The following is a 16,809-nucleotide window of genomic DNA, read 5'->3' as shown; positions in this document are numbered from 1 at the left end:
GACCAGATTTGCACGGCCGGACTACGCACGCATTTCGATCAACTACGCTGCGTAGCGCGGGCCTGTTCGTCGGCGGCGCCGCCCGCGCCCACAAGCCCCGTGCTCATCCCCTGTAACCGCGGAGCGAACCGCCGCATCTCGCGCTGCCCCACGGCCCCGATGAGCGCCGGCAGGTACCCGCGCACGCCCTGCATCCCGCGCAGCCACCACTGCCCGTACACATGGGCGGACCGCCGCTCGATCCCGGCCACGATCCGGTCCACGGCCGGCCCCAGCGGATAGGTCTTGCTGGACGGCCACGGCAGCCGCTGCCTCAACTCCCGCATGACGTCGTCCTGATCGGCCCCGCGCACCATGTCGGTGTCGGTCCAGGACAGATACGCGACGCCGACCTTCACGCCCTGGTGCCCGACCTCGGCGCGCAGACTGTGCGCGTACGCCTCCACACCCGACTTGGACGCGCAGTACGCGGTCATCATGGGCGCCGGGGTGATGGCGGCGAGGGAGGCGACCTGGAGCAGATAGCCCCGGCTCTCGGTGAGCACCGGCAGGAAGGCGCGGGCGGTCACCGCGGAACCGATCAGATTGACCTCGATGACCCGCCGCCAGGACTGCGGGTCGGATTCGGCGAAGGGTCCGCCGGTCGCGACGCCCGCGTTGGCGACGACGATGTCGACCTTGCCGAAACGCTCCTTGACCTCCTGGGCCACCCTCGCCATGGCCTCGTGGTCGGTGACATCGGCGTACCAGTGCTCGCTTTCGCTGTGCAGCCGCGCGGAGACCTGCTTCAGCTCGTCCGGCTCCAGGCCGACCAGCGCGACCTTGGCACCGCGCGCCGAGAGCTTGCGGGCGAGCAGTTCCCCGACGCCCCGCGCGGCCCCGGTGACGACCGCGACCTGACCCTCCAGGCTGACCCTGCTCATGCGCCCTCCTTGACCGGCTTCGCCGGCGCGTACGTGGTGACGAGTTCGCGTATCTTCCCGGTGACCAGCTCGGGAGCCTCCACCGGTGTCATGTGGCCGAGCCCGGGCAGCTCGGTGAGCCCGACGCACCGCGGCAGCGCCGCGACCAGCGCACGGGCGTGCACCGGGGGCGTGAGCCGGTCACGCGCGCCGACGACGACCTCGGTGGGCGCCTGCAACTGCCGTACGCCGTGGTCGAGATCGAGCAGGTGCAGCACCTGCGACCAGCTGTGCCGCACGGCGCGCGGACAGGCGTGCACGATCCGCGCGCACGCCTCCACCATGTCCGGAGCGGAACCGGCGCCCATGGTGGCGTACTTGAGGATCCTGCGCGCCAGGGGCGTGACCGGCCCGAGGGGGGCGCGGGAGCCGAGGACGTGGCCCGTCAGCCACGTCCGCAGCCGCCCCGCCCGCATCGGCAGGACGGTCGACTCGGCGACCAGCCGCGAACTGCCCGTGCTGCACAGCAGGACGGCGGCCGCGTGTGCCCGGAAGCGTTCCCGCCCGGCCGCCGCCAGCACCGTCATGCCGCCCATGGAGTGCCCGGCGATCACCGCCCGCTCCCCGGACGCGAGCGTCGCGGCGAGCACGGCTTCCAGATCGTCGGCGAGGGCCTCGGTGCTGCACAGGCGGCTCGCCGGGCTGCGTCCGTGCCCGCGCTGGTCGTAGGCGATGACGCGGTGGCCGGCGGCGAGGGCGCGGATCTGCGCGGCCCAGAACGCGGTGGAGCAGGTCCAGCCGTGCACGAGGACGACGGCGGGCGCGCCGTCGGGACCGTGCACCTCGACGTGCAGGGGTGCGCCGTCGGCGGAGGTGACGGTCAGTTCACGGGTGGGGACGGGCGGGGCGTAGGGGCCGGAGGCGACATGCAGCAGGCGGCTCACGCGACGGCCTCCCGCACGGCCTCGCCGCCGGCCCGCTCCGCGGAGGGACGCAGCACCTCGTACTCCCCGAGGTCCACCCGCCGCGTCGCGCGCCGGAACTCGCCCGTCGTGCCGGGCCAGATGGTGGTGTTGCGGCCGCCCGCATCCAGATACCAGCTGTTGCAGCCACCGGTGTTCCACACCGTGCGCTTCATCCGCTCCTGCACCCTGTGGTTCCAGGCGCTCACGGCGGCGGGGCGGGCGTCGAGGGCCACGCGCCCGCCGAGCACCTCCAACTGCCGTACGAAGTCGGCCATGTAGTTCAGCTGGGACTCGATCATCAGGATCATCGACGAGTTGCCGAGGCCGGTGTTGGGTCCGATGATCGTCATCCAGTTCGGGAACCCTGCGGCCGAGGCTCCGCGCAGCGCCTCCATGCCGCCCTTCCAGGCCTCGGCGAGCGTCCGGCCGTCCGCCCCGATGACCCGTTCGGCGATGGGCATGTCGGTGACGTGGAAGCCGGTGCCGAAGATGATCGCGTCCACCTCGGCCTCGGTGCCGTCGGAGGCGACGACCGTCGAGCCGCGGACCTCGCTGAGCCCGCTCGCGACGACGTCCACATTCGGCCGGGCGAGCGCCGGGTAGTACTCGCTCGACAGCAGGATCCGCTTGCAGCCGATGCGGTAGCCGGGGGTCAGCTTGGCGCGCAGGGCGGGGTCCTTGACGGCACGGGCCATGTTGCGCTTGGCCAGCCGCTCGATGATGCCGAGTTCGTCGGGGTGCTTGGTGAAGGCCTGGACCTGCAACTCCCGGATGCCCCACAGCAGTCCGCGGCGGAGCCGGGCCGTCAGCGGAAGGGCGCGGTGCAGCCGCCGCTCGGCGCCGCTGATCGCGCGGTCGACGCGGGGCATCACCCAGGGCGGGGTGCGCTGGAAGAGGGTCAGCCTGCCGACCTGGGGCTGGATGGCCGGCACGATCTGGATCGCGGAGGCGCCCGTGCCGACCATCGCGACCCGCTTGCCGCGCAGATCGAAGTCGTGGTCCCAGCGGGCGGAGTGGAACACCTTGCCCGGGAAGGTGTCGAGGCCCGCGATGCCGGGGACCTTCGGGTCGGACAGCGGTCCGGTCGCGGACACGACGAGGTCGGCGGTGAGGGTGCCGGTGGCGGTCTCGATCACCCAGTGCAGTTCGTCGCCGTCCCAGGCCATCCGCTTCACCTCCGAGTCGAGGCGGAGGTGCGGGCGCAGCCCGAAGACGTCGGTCACGCGCTCCAGATAGGCGCGGATGTGCTCCTGGCCGGAGAAGGTGCGCGGCCACTCGGGGTTGGGCGCGAAGGAGAAGGAGTAGAGATGGGACGGTACGTCACACGCGCACCCGGGGTAGCTGTTGTCCCGCCACGTGCCGCCGACGCTGCCGGCCCGTTCCAGGACGACGAAGTCGGTGATGCCCTCGCGGCGCAGCCGCACGGCGGCCCCGAGCCCGCCGAATCCCGACCCGACCACCGCCACCCGTACATGTTCGTGCTCGGCCATACCGACGCCCCTCCATGCCGTTCCGCGACTCCACGACCTTGCCAGTGAATACTGGCGCAATCGGAGACTAGAGGAGCGGCGTACTGATGGGTAGGGGTCGGCGCAAGGAAAGTTACCGGCGGTACGCCGTAGGGTGCGGAGGTGACCGAGAAGCGTGAGTACCGCATGGAGGAGCTGGCCCGGCTGGCCGGCATCACGGTGCGCACCCTGCGTTTCTACCGGGAACGCAAGCTGATCCCACCGCCCCGCCGCGAGGGCAGGATCGCCTGGTACGACGATCACCACCTGGCCCGGCTGCGCACGATCGGCGCGCTGCTGGACCGCGGCCACACCCTGAACGGCATCGCGGAACTGGCCGAGGCCTTCGACCACGGCCGCGATGTCGCCGACCTGCTCGGCGTCGGCGCCGGCGCCCCCACCGAGGAGGAGCCGGTCCACCTCACCCCCGAGGAGCTCGCCGCCCGCTTCGAGGGCGAGGTCACGCCGGAGAACCTGGCCGCCGCGATGGACCTCGGCTACCTCGCCACCGACGGCGACGAGATCGTCCACATCAGCCGCCGCCTGCTGGACGTCTCCTCGGCCCTGGTCCGCGAGGGCATCCCGCTCGCGGAGGTGCTCCGGGCCGGCAAGGAGGTCCGCACCCACGCCGACGCCCTGGCCGAACTCTTCGCCGGCCTGGTCCTCCGCCACGCCTCGGCCGAGGACCTGCCCCGCCTGCGCCCCCTGGCCCGCAGCGTGGTGGAGGCGGAACTGTCCCTGGCGCTGGACCGCAGGATGCGCAAGGAGCCGTAAGGGCCCCTAGCGCTGGACCCTAGCGGCCGTACACCACGGTCACCGGCGCGTGGTCCGACCACCGCTCACCATGGGTGGCGGCCCGCTCCACGTACGCCTTGAGCGCGCGATCCGCGAGCCCGGGGGTGGCCACCTGGTAGTCGATCCGCCATCCCGAGTCGTTGTCGAACGCCCGCCCCCGGTACGACCACCAGGTGTAGGGACCCTCGACGTCCGGATGCAGGGCGCGCACGACGTCGACGTAGCCGCCGGCCCGGGGGTCGAACACCGTGGTGAGCCACTCGCGTTCCTCCGGCAGGAAGCCCGAGTTCTTCGTGTTGCCGCGCCAGTTCCTCAGGTCGGCCTGCTGGTGGGCGATGTTCCAGTCGCCGCAGACCACCACCTCGCGCCCGTCCGCGGCGGCCCGCTCCCGCAGGCCCTTGAGGTAGGCGAGGAACTCGCCCATGAAACGGACCTTCTCGTCCTGCCGTCCGGTGCCCACCTCGCCGGACGGGAGATAGAGGGAGGCGACCGTCACACCGGGCAGGTCGGCCTCGACGTATCGCCCACTGCCGTCGAACTCCGTGGACCCGAAACCGACCCGCACGGCGTCCGGCTCACGCCGGGTGTACAGGGAGACGCCCGCGCGCCCCTTGGCGGCGGCGGGCGCGTGCACCACATGCCAGCCCTCGGGCGAGCGCACCTGCTCGGGCAGCTGCTGCGGCTCGGCGCGCACCTCCTGCAGGCAGAGCACATCGGCTTGCGTCCCGGCGAGCCATTCCACAAAGCCCTTCTTCGCGGCGGCCCGCAGCCCGTTCACATTCACAGAGGTCACAGTGAGCACCGGGGCACCCTACCGGCACACTGGACAAAGTCCAGATTCCGACTCTGTATAGGTGTACGATCCGCAGCATGGATATACGTCGCGTCCCCTTCGACCACCCCGACGCCGTGAAGCTCAACGACGAGGTCCAGGCCGAGTACCACGAGCGCTACGGCGACGGCGGCGACGCCACCGTCCTCGACCCCTCGGACTTCCAGCCGCCGGGCGGCGTGTATCTCATCGCCTACGACGAGACCGACCGCCCCGTCGCCACCGGCGGCTGGCGCCGGCAGGACAAGAACGCCGAGGGCAACGAGGACGGCGACGCCGAGCTGAAGCGGATGTATGTGATCAAGGACGTCCGCGGCCGTGGTCTCGCCCGGCGCATGCTCGCCGCCCTGGAGGAGGACGCCCGCGCCGCCGGCCGCGTCCGGATGGTCCTGGAGACCGGCACCGAGCAGCCGGAGGCCATCGCCCTGTACACCTCCAGCGGCTACGAGCCGTGCGCCAAGTTCGGCTACTACCGCTTCTACGAGTCGAGCCGCTGCTTCGCGAAGGCCCTGTGACACGCGCCACTTGAGGGCCCGTCACCGGGCCCTCAAGGACAACAGGGAACGTGACAGAGCCCCGTCGGAATCCCGACGGGGCTCTACACTGCGTGGACCTGTGGGGATTTGAACCCCAGACCCCCTCGATGCGAACGAGGTGCGCTACCAGACTGCGCCACAGGCCCTTGCAACGAGTGAAACTTTAGCACCCCGGTCGGGGTGCTTGGAAATCCGTTCCCGCTGGACCCGGGGCCGGAGCGGTGCGGGCTACTCGTTGGCCGCCCGCGGCCGCTCCCCGTCCTCGTACTGGTCGAACAGCGGCGTACGCCCACGCTCCCGTGCCCGCCGCGCCGAGGCCGCCCGGCGCCGCGCGTCCCCGCTCCCCTCGCCGTCCGCCTTGTCCGCCGCGCCGTCCGCCGTCCGCGCGTCCCCCGGGCCGCCCGCACCCGCGTCGGAGGGGTCGGCGGCGGGCGAGGGAGAGACAGCCGGCGAAGGGGAGGCGGCCGGCGTGCCGGAGGCGTGCTCGCGCGCGCCGTCCTCCGCCTCCTGATGCCGCGCCGCCGGGCTCGACCGTGCCGAGCTCCACGCGTCCAGCGCCCCGAGGTCCACCTCAGGAGTCGCGCGCGGCGCGACGGGCGCCGTCACGTACGTCGGCAACGGCACCGGCACGGGCTCCCAGCTCTCCCCGTGCCCGGGCCGCCGCTGCCGCTCCCGCTGCTGATCGACCCACTCGGCGTGATCGGTCTGCTCCACCAGCGCCCGCCGGTCCGCGGCCAGCGCGGACAGCCCGGGGTCGGCCTCCGGTTCGTGCCCCTCCTCGGGCTCGTCGGCCTCGGTCTCGGCCACCGCGTGCCGGCGCGGCTGCCGCGCCCGCTCACGGAGGCGCTGCGCCGCGGCCTCCGCCTGACGCCGGTCCATCTGGTAGGCGAAACGGCGGCGCTCCTGCGTCCGCAGGTACACGATGTACCCGCTGAGCAGGACGGCGGGAACGCCGGGTGCCCAGAGGAACGCGAGGCCACCGACGGCCGCGACGACCGCGCCGAGCGTGAAGGCCAGGAAGAGCACGATGGTGGTGCGTCTGCGGCGCGCGAGCACTTTGGTACGCCGGGCGCGCGCCGCGGCCGCCTCCGCGCCGGGCGCGCGGCGGGCCGGGGGAACCGGCTTGCGTGGGGGCGGGGGCGTGGGCGCCTCTTCCCGCACCGGTGCGGGACCTGCCGCGCGGGCGCCGGACGCCGGTCCGGTTTCCGCTCCGGCCTCCTTGACGGTGCCGGTCCGGGGGCGCGTCGGAGGCATGGCGAAGGCCCGGACGTCCACCGAGTCGGTGACCACGTCCGGGTCGTCGGAGCCGGGCTCCCCCTCGTCGGTGGAGCGCGCCCGCAGGTCCTTGGCGTACCGGCGCTCCATCCCTGCCCGTCCGGACAGCAACCGGATGGCTGTGCTGAAGCGTTCCGTCGGACGGGCCTCGTTCAGCTCGTCCTGCCTACGGAGCCACATCGGCACCAAGTAGGCGGCCCAGGCCCCGACAATGACTGCGTAGATGAGGCCGCTGCTGCTCACGCCTCACACGGTAGAGGGGTTTGCGTGAGGCCATCTGCCAATTGAGCCGGTGTGTCGCACGATCTGGCTGATATTTCGAGCTTTTTTTGTGACCGATGCGATCAGCAGGCTGGCGCACCCGCGAATTCAATGCCCTCGGACCGGTCACCAACCGATCATTTTCGAACACATATTCAATTTCGGCGTCAGGCGGGATTCCCCGGGGCGTTCTGCGGATTCCAGGGCAGGTCCCGCGCCTTCCGAGGGGGGTTCCCGGGCCGGGCGCGGCGCCAGCGCGGCAGCAGTCCCTCGGGGACTTCCTCCGCCGTCAGCGCGAAGACGAGATGGTCGCGCCAGCCCCCGTCGATGTGGAGATATCGGGGTCTGAGGCCCTCCTCGCGGAATCCGAGTTTCTCCACCACACGGCGGCTGGGCCCGTTCTCGGGGCGAATGCAGACCTCGATGCGGTGGAGGCCGACGGTCCGGAAACAGTGGTCGACGGCGAGCGCCACGGCCGTCGGCATCACGCCGCGCCCGGCCACCGCCTCGTCCACCCAGTAACCGACGTGGCCGGAGCACATGGAGCCCCAGGTGATCCCGGCGACCGTCAACTGCCCGACGAGCCGCCCCTGGTACTCGATGACGAACGGCAGCATCCGGCCCGCGTTCGCCTCCGACCGCAGGTGACGGACCATCTGGCGGTAGGTCGGCCGGTGCGTGATCGGCCCGCCCGGTGTCGGCGGCGGGATGGTGGCCTCCCAGGGCCGCAGCCAGTCGCGGTTGCGCCGGTTGACCTCACGCCAGGCCCGCTGGTCGCGCAGCTTTATCGGGCGGAGGACGACATCGCCCTCCACCAGTTCGACGGGCCAGGACGGGCTGTTCAGCTCGCACCCCCACCGGAAGGTCCGGGGTGGTCACCGCCGCGGATCTGGTCGACGGCGTGCATCAGCAGCGGTTCCAGCACGGCCAGTCCGTCGCGCACGCCGCCGGACGAACCTGGCAGGTTGACCACCAGTGTCCCGCCCGCCACCCCCGCCAGCCCACGGGAGAGCGCGGCGGTGGGCACCTTGTCCCGGCCGTACGCGCGGATGGCCTCCGCGATGCCCGGCACCTCACGGTCCAGCACGGCGCGGGTGGCCTCCGGGGTGCGGTCGGTGGGCGAGATGCCGGTGCCGCCCGTGGTGACGATCACGTCGTACCCGGCGTCCACGCCCGCCCGCAGCGCGGCCTGCACCGGGTCCCCGTCGGGGACGACCTGCGGACCGTCGACGGCGAACCCGAAGCCCCGGAGGCCGTCGGCGATCAGCGGGCCGCCCTTGTCCTCGTAGATCCCGGCGGCGGCCCGGTTCGAGGCCGTGATCACCAGCGCGCTGTACGGCGCGGCCAGCGCGCCGCCGAGCGCCGCGTCGTGCGTCATGCCCGGCTCCAGTCGCCCGACTTGCCGCCCGTCTTCTCCTCCACCCGTACGTCCGTGATGACCGCTCCCTTGTCGACCGCCTTGACCATGTCGATCACGGTGAGCGCGGCGACGGAGACCGCGGTCAGGGCCTCCATCTCGACGCCCGTACGGTCCGTCGTGCGCACCGTGGCGGTGATCTCCACGGCGTCGTCCGCGACCGACAGGTCCAGTGTCACACCCGACACCGACAACGGGTGGCACAGCGGGATCAGGTCCGGCGTCCGCTTGGCGCCCATGATCCCCGCGATCCGCGCGGTGGCGAGGGCATCACCCTTGGGAACCCCCTCGCCGCGCAGCAGCTCGATCACGCGCGGCGAGACGAGGACCCGTCCGCTCGCGCGCGCGGTGCGCGCGGTGACGTCCTTGTCCGAGACGTCGACCATGCGGGCGGCGCCCGCGTCGTCGATGTGCGTCAGGCGGTCCTGCGCAGGGGCTCCGGGGGTCTCCCCCCGGGAAGGCACGGTCATGGTGTGGCGCTCCCGGTCCGGGCCCGTCGCGGTGCGGCGCACGGACCTGTTGTGCGCGACACGGTACCGCCAAGCCGGGGCGGTCAGCCGAGCAGGACCACCTCGACCTCGGCACCCGGCTCGACGGACTCCGTCTCCTCCGGTACGACGATCAGCGCGTCGGCGTGCGCGAGGGCCGCGACCAGGTGGGATCCGGCACCGCCGACCGGTGTCACCCGGCCGTCGGCGTAGCCGCCGCGCAGGAACTGCCGGCGTCCCCGCGGGGAGGTCAGCGCCTTGTCGGCGGCCAGGGTCGCCCGGGCCCGCGGGCGGTGCACGTCGGGGAGTCCCATGAGGGTGCGGATCGCGGGGCGGACGAACAGCTCGAAGGAGACGTACGACGACACCGGGTTGCCGGGCAGGGCCAGCAGCGGGGTGTGGTCGGGGCCGATGGAGCCGAAGCCCTGGGGCTTGCCGGGCTGCATGGCGATCTTGCGGAACTCGATGCCGCTGCCGGGTTCGTCCTCGTCACCGACGTGCGACAGGGCCTCCTTGACGACGTCGTACGCCCCGACGCTCACGCCGCCCGTGGTGACCATCAGGTCGGCGCGGACGAGTTGGTCCTCGATGGTGATGCGCAGGGTCTCGGCGTCGTCGGCGACCGCGCCCACCCGGTAGGCGATGGCGCCGGCGTCGCGGGCGGCCGCGGTGAGGGCGAAGCTGTTGGAGTCGAAGATCTGGCCGCTGCCCAGTTCCTCGCCGGGCTGGACGAGTTCGCTGCCGGTGGAGAGCACCACCACGCGCGGGCGCGGGCGCACACGTACGGTGCCGCGGCCGATCGCGGCGAGCAGCGCGATCTGCGGCGGGCCGAGGACGGTGCCCGCCTCCAGGGCGCGGTCACCGGCCCTGACGTCGCTGCCCTTGGGGCGCACGTGCGCGCGCGGCTCGGCGGGCCGGTGCACGCGCACCTGCCCGGAGGCGCCCTCGGGGCCGAGGCTGCGCGCCCGCATCCCGGTGACGGGGCCCTCGCCGAGGCCGCCGTCGGTCCACTCCACGGGCACCACCGTCTCCGCGCCGGGCGGCAGCGGGGCGCCGGTCATGATGCGGGCGGCCTGGCCCGGTCCCACGGTCAGGAGCTCCGCCTGGCCCGCGGCGACGTCCCCGACGACCTCCAGGACCGCCGGGAACTCCTCGCCGGCGCCCGCGACATCCGCGACCCGTACCGCGTACCCGTCCATGGAGCTGTTGTCGAACGGCGGCAGGGAGACCGGCACCGTGACGTCGTCGACCAGGACACAGCCCTGGGCGTCGAGCAGTTGCAGCTCGATGGGTTCGAGAGGGCGGACGGTCTCGAGGATGTCCTCCAGGTGTTCGTCCACCGACCACAGATGGTCCTGTCCGGTGGCGCGGGGCGCGGCGGTGCTCAAGTGGCTACATCTCCTCGGTGACGTAACTGCGAAGCCAGGTCCGGAAGTCCGGGCCCAGGTCTTCACGTTCGCACGCGAGTCGGACAATGGCACGCAGGTAGTCGCCGCGGTCGCCGGTGTCATAGCGGCGGCCCTGGAAGACGACGCCGTGCACCGGGCCGCCCAGCTTCTCGTCGGCCGCGAGCTGCTGGAGGGCGTCCGTGATCTGGATCTCACCGCCGCGGCCGGGCTCGGTCTTGCGCAGGACGTCGAAGATGCGCGGGTCGAGGACGTAGCGGCCGATGATGGCGTAGTTCGAGGGGGCGTCGGCGGCGTCCGGCTTCTCGACCAGGTCGCTCACCTTGACCACGTCGCCGTCCTCGGTGGCCTCTACGGCCGCGCAGCCGTAGAGGTGGATCTGCTCGGGGGCCACCTCCATGAGCGCGATCACGCTGCCGCCGTGCCGTTCCTGGACCTCGATCATCCGCCTCAGCAGGGGATCGCGCGGGTCGATGAGGTCGTCGCCGAGGAGCACCGCGAAGGGCTCGTCGCCGACATGGGGGGCCGCGCACAGCACGGCGTGACCGAGGCCCCGGGGGTCGCCCTGGCGCACGTAGTGCATGGTCGCGAGGTCGCTCGACTCCTGGACCTTGGCGAGCCGCTCGGCGTCGCCCTTCTTCTCCAGGGCCGACTCGAGCTCGTAGTTGCGGTCGAAGTGGTCCTCAAGAGGGCGCTTGTTGCGGCCGGTGATCATGAGGACATCGTCGAGACCGGCCGAGACGGCCTCCTCGACCACGTACTGGATCGCCGGCTTGTCGACCACCGGCAGCATCTCCTTGGGAGTGGCCTTGGTGGCCGGCAGGAACCGGGTGCCGAGGCCTGCTGCGGGAATGACAGCCTTGCTGATCCGTGGTTGCGCCTGAGTCATGCTCGCAACCATATCCGGTGACATTGTGGGGAATCCGCGGCTCCGGTCAGTACGCACTCATATGAGCACTTTGATCACGGTACGGGAGCGACGCATGAGTCACCTCGGACACATGGGCGAGCCTGACAAGCGCACATTGCGGCGAGAGCTCCTCGCGGTGAGGAACAGGTTGCCCGCAGGTGACGTGCGGGAGGCCGCGGCCGCGCTGGCGGCGCACGCACTCGAACTGGATGAGCTGGCGCACGCGCGCACGGTGGCGGCGTACGTTTCTGTGGGCGCCGAGCCCGGCACCCTCGCGCTGCTCGACGCGCTGCACGCGCGGGGCGTGCGCGTCCTGCTTCCGGTGCTGCTGCCCGACAACGACCTCGACTGGGGTGTCTACGCCGGGGAGGGCTCCCTCGCGCGCGTGCGCCACGGTGGCCGGATGGCGCTCCTGGAGCCCGCCGGCGAGCGGCTCGGGCCGGACGCGGTGACCGGCGCCGACGCGGTGCTGCTGCCGGGGCTCGCGGTGGACGCGCGCGGGATGCGGCTGGGGCGCGGCGGAGGTTCCTACGACCGCGTCCTGGCGCGGCTGGAGCGCGCGGGCGGCCAACCGGCGCTGGTGGTGCTGCTGTACGACACCGAGGTCCGCGCGCGTGTGCCCGCCGAGCCGCACGACCGGCCGGTGCACGCGGTGGTGACGCCCTCGGGAGTGCGCCGCTTCCGGCCCGCCGCACGCTGAGGCCCCGGAAGGCGAAAGGGCCCTCCACGCGCGTGTGGAGGGCCCTTTCGGTCGCCGTCAGCGGGTCACGGCTTGAGCACGAGGGTGTCGTTCGTCCTCTTGTCGACCGCCTGCTTGGTGAAGGACCAGTCCAGCAGCTCGCCCTTGGCCCACTTTTCCGTCTGGTCGGTGTAGTGGTCGCTGTAGGCGTGCCCGGAGGCGCCGCTGAGGTTGATCCACTTCGACTTGTCGAGGTCGTCGAGGTTGACCACCATCCGCATCGAGGGCACCCAGACGACGCCGTAGCCGCCGGCGGCGTTCCAGCCGGTCGCGTTGACCGTCGCCTCGCCGCCGCCGAGCTCCCAGGGGCCGCGGTTGAGCACGTACTGAAGGAAGCCGGGGCCGCTCGTGCCGAGGGTCTGGTTCTTCAGGAACAGCCGGTGCAGCCGGCCCCAGCTCCAGGAGTCGATGTCCTTGCCGAGCTTGGCGGTCAGCTCCCAGCGGGCGTCGATCATGGCGCGCTCGAACAGCTCGTCACGGTTGTCGGCGCCGGGGCGGGTGCCCGACTGGGGCGTCGTCCACCAGTCGCTGTCCTCGTCGTCCATGAGGGTGCGCACGACCTCGAACCAGCGGTCGCCGCCGTCCGGCTGGGCCTGGTCCGCGTCGCGCTGCCCGCACTCGCGCACCCGCCGGTCGTCGTCCACCGGGCCGGTGGTGTCGACCGGCTCGACCCACAGGCACTGGCCCTTGACGCGCAGCTCCTTGGGCAGCTTGTTGCCGAACGCGAGCTTGAGGACGTTGCGCCAGACCGAGTTGAAGTAGGCGGCGGCCGCCGAGTCCGCGTCCTGGGTGTAGTCCCAGCCCTCCAGGAGCTTCTGCGCGTCGCGTACGTCCTTGCCGCCGACGTCGATCTTCAGCAGCTGCGGGACGAGCAGCTTGGCGATCTCGCTGCTGCCGTCCATCTGCATCTGCCGCATGTCCTCGGTGGAGACCTTGCCGCCGCCCTTGATCTTCGACTCGATCAGGTCGGTGATCCGCTGGCTGCGGGTGCCGTAGCCCCAGTCCGTGGTCAGCGTGTACGGGTAGTCCTCGCCGACGACGGCCTGGTTGGCGGTGACGACGTAGCCGCGCTCCGGGTCGTACTCGTAGGGCAGCTCGTCCTGCTCGACGTAGCCCTTCCAGCCGTACTTGGAGTCCCAGCCGGGCGCCGGGACCGAACCGTCGTGGCCCTTGGCGCGCGTGGGGATGCGTCCTGGCAGCGTGTAGCCGATGTGGTTCTCGGTGTCGGCGTAGACGAGGTTCTGCGAGGGCACCTCGAACAGGGCCGCCGCGGCCCGGAAGTCGTCCCAGTCGGCCGCCTTGTTCATCGCGAAGAGGGCGTCCATCGTCCTGCCCGGCTCCAGCGCGGTCCAGCGCAGCGCGATGCCGTAGCCGTCGCCGCGGTCGGGGGCGGCGGTGTCGACGGTGGCCTTCCTGCCCACCTTGACGAGTTCGTCGTCGCGGTCGGACAGCAGCGGGCCGTTGTTGGTCTCCCGGACCACGATCTTCTTCGGTGAGCCGCCGGCGACCTCGATTGTCTCCTCGTAGGTGGTGAACGGCTTCACCTTGCCGTCGTAGAGGTAACCGTCGCCGGTGAGCTTCTCCAGGTAGAGGTCGGTGACGTCGGCGCCGGAGTTGGTCATACCCCATGAAATGTTCTGGTTGTGACCGATTATCACGCCCGGCATGCCCGCGAAGGTGTAACCGGAGACGTCGTACTGGCACTTGCCGGAGACCGTGCGGCAATGCAGGCCCATCTGGTACCAGACGGACGGCAGCGAGGCCGACAGGTGCGGGTCGTTGGCGAGCAGGGGCTTGCCCGTGATGGTGTGCTCGCCACCGATCACCCACGAGTTGGAGCCGATGCCGTTGCCGTTCACGCCGACGGCCTCGGGCAGGTCCTCGAGCTCGTCGTAGAGGCCCGTGAGCTGGCTCTGGAGCGCCGAGGACCCGGCGGACGAGGAGGAGCCCGGCGGCGCGTCCGTGGACGCCCCTGTCCCGTCCGTGGGCCCTGCGGACGTGCCGTCCGTGGAGCCGCCGTCCGCGCCCTCCGTGGAGCCGCCGCTCGCGCCGCCGTCGAACGTCTGGGTGAGTTCGTCGTACTGGCCCTGCCGGACGACGACCTGGTTGCGGTCGTACGGGTACTGCGGGTACAGGTCGGCGACCTGCTTCGGGCCGAGGCGGCTGGTCATGAGGGAGCGGTCGATCTCGTCCTGCATGTTGCCGCGCAGGTCCCAGGCCATCGCCTTCAGCCATGCCACCGAGTCGACCGGGGTCCACTCCTGCGGCTTGTAGTCGTTGCTGAGGCCGAGCGCCGCGTACTCCAGGGAGATGTCCTCGGCGTCCTTGCCCGCCAGATACGCGTTGACTCCCTTGGCGTACGCCTGGAGGTACTTCTTGGTGGCGGGCGACAGCTCGGTGTCGTACTCCTTCTGCGCGGTCCGCTGCCAGCCCAACGTGCGCAGGAACTCGTCGTTCTCGACCTGGCTCTTGCCGAACATCTCCGACAGGCGGCCGGAGGTCATGTGCCGGCGGACGTCCATCTCGTAGAACCGGTCCTGCGCCTGCACGTAGCCCTGCGCCATGAACAGGTCGTCGTCGGAGGATGCGTAGATCTGCGGGATGCCGTTCCCGTCGCGTTTGACGTCGACGGGTGCGGTCAGGCCCTCGAGCGTGATCGAGCCCTTGGTCTGCGGGAAGGAGGCACGCACGGTGCTGATGGACCAGTACGCGCCGTAGGCGACGCCGCCGATGACGGCCAGCACCAGCACGAGCACGAACAGTCGGGCTTTGCGCCCCTTCTTCCTGCCGGACTTGCCGGGCTGCTGACCCGTGGAGGCGGTGGTGTTGGGGGGCATCGCTGTCCTTGCTGTCCTAACGCGAGCGGCAGGCGGTACTGGAGTGCTGGAGCAACCATAGGCGCAGGGCCCGGTGGCACTTGACGCGGAGTGGGGAACCAGCACGGACTGACGTTCGATCTTGCCCGGGCGAGCGTCAAGAAATCGTCAAGAGTTAGGTAAGGTAACGAAGTACCCGCATCAGGGGAAGGAAACGGCCGCTGAACATCCACGACCTCAACGAACTCCTGCTCGTCTGCTCGCTCGTCCTGCTCGTCGCCGTGGCCGCGGTACGGATCTCCTCGCGCAGCGGGCTCCCCAGCCTGCTCGTCTACCTGGGCATCGGCGTCCTCATGGGCCAGGACGGGATCGGCGGCATCCACTTCGACAACGCCGAACTGACGCAGGTCATCGGGTACGCGGCCCTGGTCGTGATCCTGGCCGAGGGCGGTCTCGGCACGAAGTGGAAGGAGATCAAGCCCGCCCTGCCCGCCGCCTCCGCGCTGGCGCTCGTCGGGGTCGCGGTGAGCGTCGGGGTCACCGCGACGGCGGCGCACTTCCTGGTCGGGCTGGACTGGCGGCAGGCGCTCATCATCGGAGCGGTCGTCTCCTCCACCGACGCCGCGGCGGTCTTCTCCGTGCTGCGGAAGATCCCCCTGCCCGCGCGCGTGACCGGCACTCTGGAGGCCGAGTCCGGCTTCAACGACGCGCCCGTGGTCATCCTGGTCGTCTCGTTCTCCACGGCCGGCCCGTTCGAGCACTGGTACGTGCTGGTCGGCAAGATACTGCTGGAACTCGCCATCGGCGCCGCCATCGGCATCGCGGTGGGCTGGCTGGGCGCCTGGGGGCTGCGGCACGTGGCCCTGCCCGCGTCCGGTCTGTATCCGATCGCCGTGATGGCCATCGCCGTCGCCTCCTACGCGGCGGGGGCCCTCGCGCACGGCAGCGGCTTCCTCGCCGTCTATCTCGCCTCGATGGTGCTGGGCAACGCGCGCCTGCCGCACTGGCCCGCCACCCGCGGGTTCGCCGAGGGGCTCGGCTGGATCGCCCAGATCGGCATGTTCGTCCTGCTCGGCCTGCTGGTCACACCCCACGAACTGGGCGACGACATCCTGCCCGCGCTGCTCATCGGGCTGGTGCTCACCATGGTGGCGCGGCCGCTGAGCGTCGTGCTCTGCCTGGCGCCGTTCCGGGTGCCGTGGCAGGAGCAGGCCCTGATGTCGTGGGCCGGGCTGCGCGGCGCCGTGCCCATCATCCTGGCGACCATCCCCATGGTGAACGGCGTGGACGGCAGCCGTCGCATCTTCAACATCGTCTTCGTACTGGTCGTCGTCTACACCCTGGTGCAGGGGCCGACGCTGCCCTGGCTGGCCCGCACCCTGCACCTGCGCGACGGCTCCCAGGCCGCCGCCGACCTCGGCATCGAGTCGGCACCCCTGGAACAGCTGCGCGGGCATCTGCTGTCGGTCAGCATCCCGCGCGGGTCGAAGATGCACGGCGTCGAGATCAACGAACTGCGGCTGCCCGCCGGAGCCGCGGTCACCCTCGTCGTGCGGGAGGGCACGTCGTTCGTGCCGCTGCCGACGACGGTGCTGCGCCGGGGCGACGAGCTGCTCGTGGTGGCCACGGACCCGGTCCGGGACGCGGCCGAGGGGCGGCTGCGCGCGGTGGGCCGCGGGGGCAAGCTGGCCGGCTGGCTGGGCACGAACGGATCGACCTGATCGCAGGCGGGTGCGGCCGGTGGTGCGCACTTTCACAGGCGCACCTGTCCTTCACCCCTGTACGATGCAGGTGTCACCCAGATCGAACCAACTCTGCCTGACGCAGAGCTGGCGCGACCGTATGGCGGCCGGAAACGCTCTTCGACGCAGTGGGCGCCGGTATCTACCGCAGTCAGCGCAAGAGGACAGCTCTCGGCGCCCCGGCCCACCACAAGAGGGCCGCGCTACCAGGCGGCAG

The 16,809-nt window shown here is 71.5% G+C and carries 15 protein-coding genes and 1 tRNA gene; 4 read left to right on the top strand and 12 right to left on the bottom strand.

All coding sequences use genetic code 11. The features are described from left to right. Positions 1-38: 38 nt before the first annotated feature. Genes ACIHCM_RS34255 through ACIHCM_RS34245 form a run of 3 tightly spaced genes read right to left on the bottom strand, consistent with a single transcriptional unit; the run spans position 39 to position 3,357 of the window. A complete protein-coding gene (locus ACIHCM_RS34255) occupies positions 39-923 on the bottom strand; it encodes an SDR family oxidoreductase (protein WP_399904823.1) in 885 nt (294 codons plus the stop codon). Then, positions 920-1,846 (bottom strand): alpha/beta fold hydrolase, encoded by a 927-nt coding sequence (locus tag ACIHCM_RS34250; RefSeq protein WP_399904820.1) that lies wholly within the window; start codon positions 1,844-1,846, stop codon positions 920-922. Before ACIHCM_RS34250 ends, ACIHCM_RS34255 begins: the two co-directional genes overlap by 4 nt. After that, a complete protein-coding gene (locus tag ACIHCM_RS34245; protein WP_399904817.1) occupies positions 1,843-3,357 on the bottom strand; it encodes a flavin-containing monooxygenase in 1,515 nt (504 codons plus the stop codon). Before ACIHCM_RS34245 ends, ACIHCM_RS34250 begins: the two co-directional genes overlap by 4 nt. A 141-nt stretch (positions 3,358-3,498) precedes the next feature. On the opposite strand from ACIHCM_RS34245, the gene ACIHCM_RS34240 reads away from it, so the two are divergent. Further along, positions 3,499-4,149, top strand: a complete 651-nt coding sequence (locus tag ACIHCM_RS34240; RefSeq protein WP_399904814.1) for a MerR family transcriptional regulator — start codon at positions 3,499-3,501, stop codon at positions 4,147-4,149. 19 nt (positions 4,150-4,168) lie between these two features. Here ACIHCM_RS34240 and ACIHCM_RS34235 read toward each other — a convergent pair whose 3' ends face one another. Further along, positions 4,169-4,972 (bottom strand): exodeoxyribonuclease III, encoded by an 804-nt coding sequence (locus ACIHCM_RS34235; protein ID WP_399904811.1) that lies wholly within the window; start codon positions 4,970-4,972, stop codon positions 4,169-4,171. Positions 4,973-5,040: 68 nt separating this feature from the next. On the opposite strand from ACIHCM_RS34235, the gene ACIHCM_RS34230 reads away from it, so the two are divergent. Beyond that, on the top strand, positions 5,041-5,517 hold the full coding sequence (locus ACIHCM_RS34230; RefSeq protein ID WP_399904808.1) for a GNAT family N-acetyltransferase: 477 nt from the start codon (positions 5,041-5,043) through the stop codon (positions 5,515-5,517). A 93-nt stretch (positions 5,518-5,610) separates the two neighbouring features. Here the strand turns inward: ACIHCM_RS34230 and ACIHCM_RS34225 are convergent. The 7 genes from ACIHCM_RS34225 to galU all read right to left on the bottom strand — a co-directional run bounded on the left by ACIHCM_RS34225 (position 5,611) and on the right by galU (position 11,274). Continuing rightward, positions 5,611-5,684, bottom strand: a tRNA-Ala gene (locus ACIHCM_RS34225). A gap of 82 nt (positions 5,685-5,766) precedes the next feature. After that, positions 5,767-7,056 carry a gephyrin-like molybdotransferase receptor GlpR gene (gene glpR / locus ACIHCM_RS34220; RefSeq protein WP_399904805.1) on the bottom strand — a complete coding sequence of 430 codons (1,290 nt, stop codon included), beginning with the start codon at positions 7,054-7,056 and terminating at the stop codon, positions 5,767-5,769. 185 nt (positions 7,057-7,241) lie between these two features. Continuing rightward, entirely contained in the window at positions 7,242-7,892 is a 651-nt protein-coding gene (locus tag ACIHCM_RS34215; protein ID WP_399904911.1) for a GNAT family N-acetyltransferase, read from the bottom strand. Between the two features lie 23 nt (positions 7,893-7,915). Then, positions 7,916-8,452, bottom strand: a complete 537-nt coding sequence (locus ACIHCM_RS34210; RefSeq protein WP_399904802.1) for a molybdenum cofactor biosynthesis protein B — start codon at positions 8,450-8,452, stop codon at positions 7,916-7,918. Further along, positions 8,449-8,961 (bottom strand): cyclic pyranopterin monophosphate synthase MoaC, encoded by a 513-nt coding sequence (gene moaC / locus ACIHCM_RS34205; RefSeq protein WP_399904799.1) that lies wholly within the window; start codon positions 8,959-8,961, stop codon positions 8,449-8,451. The genes ACIHCM_RS34210 and moaC overlap by 4 nt, the downstream gene beginning before the upstream one ends. 83 nt (positions 8,962-9,044) lie before the next feature. Further along, positions 9,045-10,367 carry a gephyrin-like molybdotransferase Glp gene (glp, locus tag ACIHCM_RS34200; RefSeq protein ID WP_399904796.1) on the bottom strand — a complete coding sequence of 441 codons (1,323 nt, stop codon included), beginning with the start codon at positions 10,365-10,367 and terminating at the stop codon, positions 9,045-9,047. Between the two features lie 4 nt (positions 10,368-10,371). Continuing rightward, complete coding sequence (galU, locus tag ACIHCM_RS34195; protein WP_399904793.1) at positions 10,372-11,274, bottom strand: UTP--glucose-1-phosphate uridylyltransferase GalU; 903 nt, start codon at positions 11,272-11,274, stop codon at positions 10,372-10,374. A 94-nt stretch (positions 11,275-11,368) separates the two neighbouring features. On the opposite strand from galU, the gene ACIHCM_RS34190 reads away from it, so the two are divergent. After that, complete coding sequence (locus ACIHCM_RS34190) at positions 11,369-11,995, top strand: 5-formyltetrahydrofolate cyclo-ligase (RefSeq protein ID WP_399904790.1); 627 nt, start codon at positions 11,369-11,371, stop codon at positions 11,993-11,995. Positions 11,996-12,060: 65 nt separating this feature from the next. Here ACIHCM_RS34190 and ACIHCM_RS34185 read toward each other — a convergent pair whose 3' ends face one another. Then, a complete protein-coding gene (locus ACIHCM_RS34185; protein ID WP_399904787.1) occupies positions 12,061-14,871 on the bottom strand; it encodes a penicillin acylase family protein in 2,811 nt (936 codons plus the stop codon). Between the two features lie 179 nt (positions 14,872-15,050). Between ACIHCM_RS34185 and ACIHCM_RS34180 the strand changes: the two genes are divergently transcribed. Then, positions 15,051-16,571, top strand: coding sequence for a potassium/proton antiporter (locus tag ACIHCM_RS34180; protein WP_399904908.1), 1,521 nt, complete (start codon positions 15,051-15,053; stop codon positions 16,569-16,571). Positions 16,572-16,809: the final 238 nt, after the last annotated feature.

Origin of the sequence: Streptomyces sp. NPDC052023, assembly GCF_044548465.1 — a bacterium.
In the GTDB taxonomy this organism is placed as follows: domain Bacteria; phylum Actinomycetota; class Actinomycetes; order Streptomycetales; family Streptomycetaceae; genus Streptomyces.
The sequence above is the reverse complement of the archived record's forward strand: the minus strand, read 5'-3'. Positions and strand labels throughout refer to the sequence as shown.

Bases quoted from the DNA above. Each gene is read 5' to 3' on its own strand.
- ACIHCM_RS34255 (WP_399904823.1), bottom strand. From the start codon at position 923: ATGAGCAGGGTCAGCCTGGAGGGTCAGGTCGCGGTCGTCACCGGGGCC.
- ACIHCM_RS34245 (WP_399904817.1), bottom strand. From the start codon at position 3,357: ATGGCCGAGCACGAACATGTACGGGTGGCGGTGGTCGGGTCGGGATTC.
- ACIHCM_RS34230 (WP_399904808.1), top strand. From the start codon at position 5,041: ATGGATATACGTCGCGTCCCCTTCGACCACCCCGACGCCGTGAAGCTC.
- ACIHCM_RS34210 (WP_399904802.1), bottom strand. From the start codon at position 8,452: ATGACGCACGACGCGGCGCTCGGCGGCGCGCTGGCCGCGCCGTACAGC.
- moaC (WP_399904799.1), bottom strand. From the start codon at position 8,961: ATGACCGTGCCTTCCCGGGGGGAGACCCCCGGAGCCCCTGCGCAGGAC.
- galU (WP_399904793.1), bottom strand. From the start codon at position 11,274: ATGACTCAGGCGCAACCACGGATCAGCAAGGCTGTCATTCCCGCAGCA.
- ACIHCM_RS34190 (WP_399904790.1), top strand. From the start codon at position 11,369: ATGAGTCACCTCGGACACATGGGCGAGCCTGACAAGCGCACATTGCGG.
- ACIHCM_RS34185 (WP_399904787.1), bottom strand. From the start codon at position 14,871: ATGCCCCCCAACACCACCGCCTCCACGGGTCAGCAGCCCGGCAAGTCC.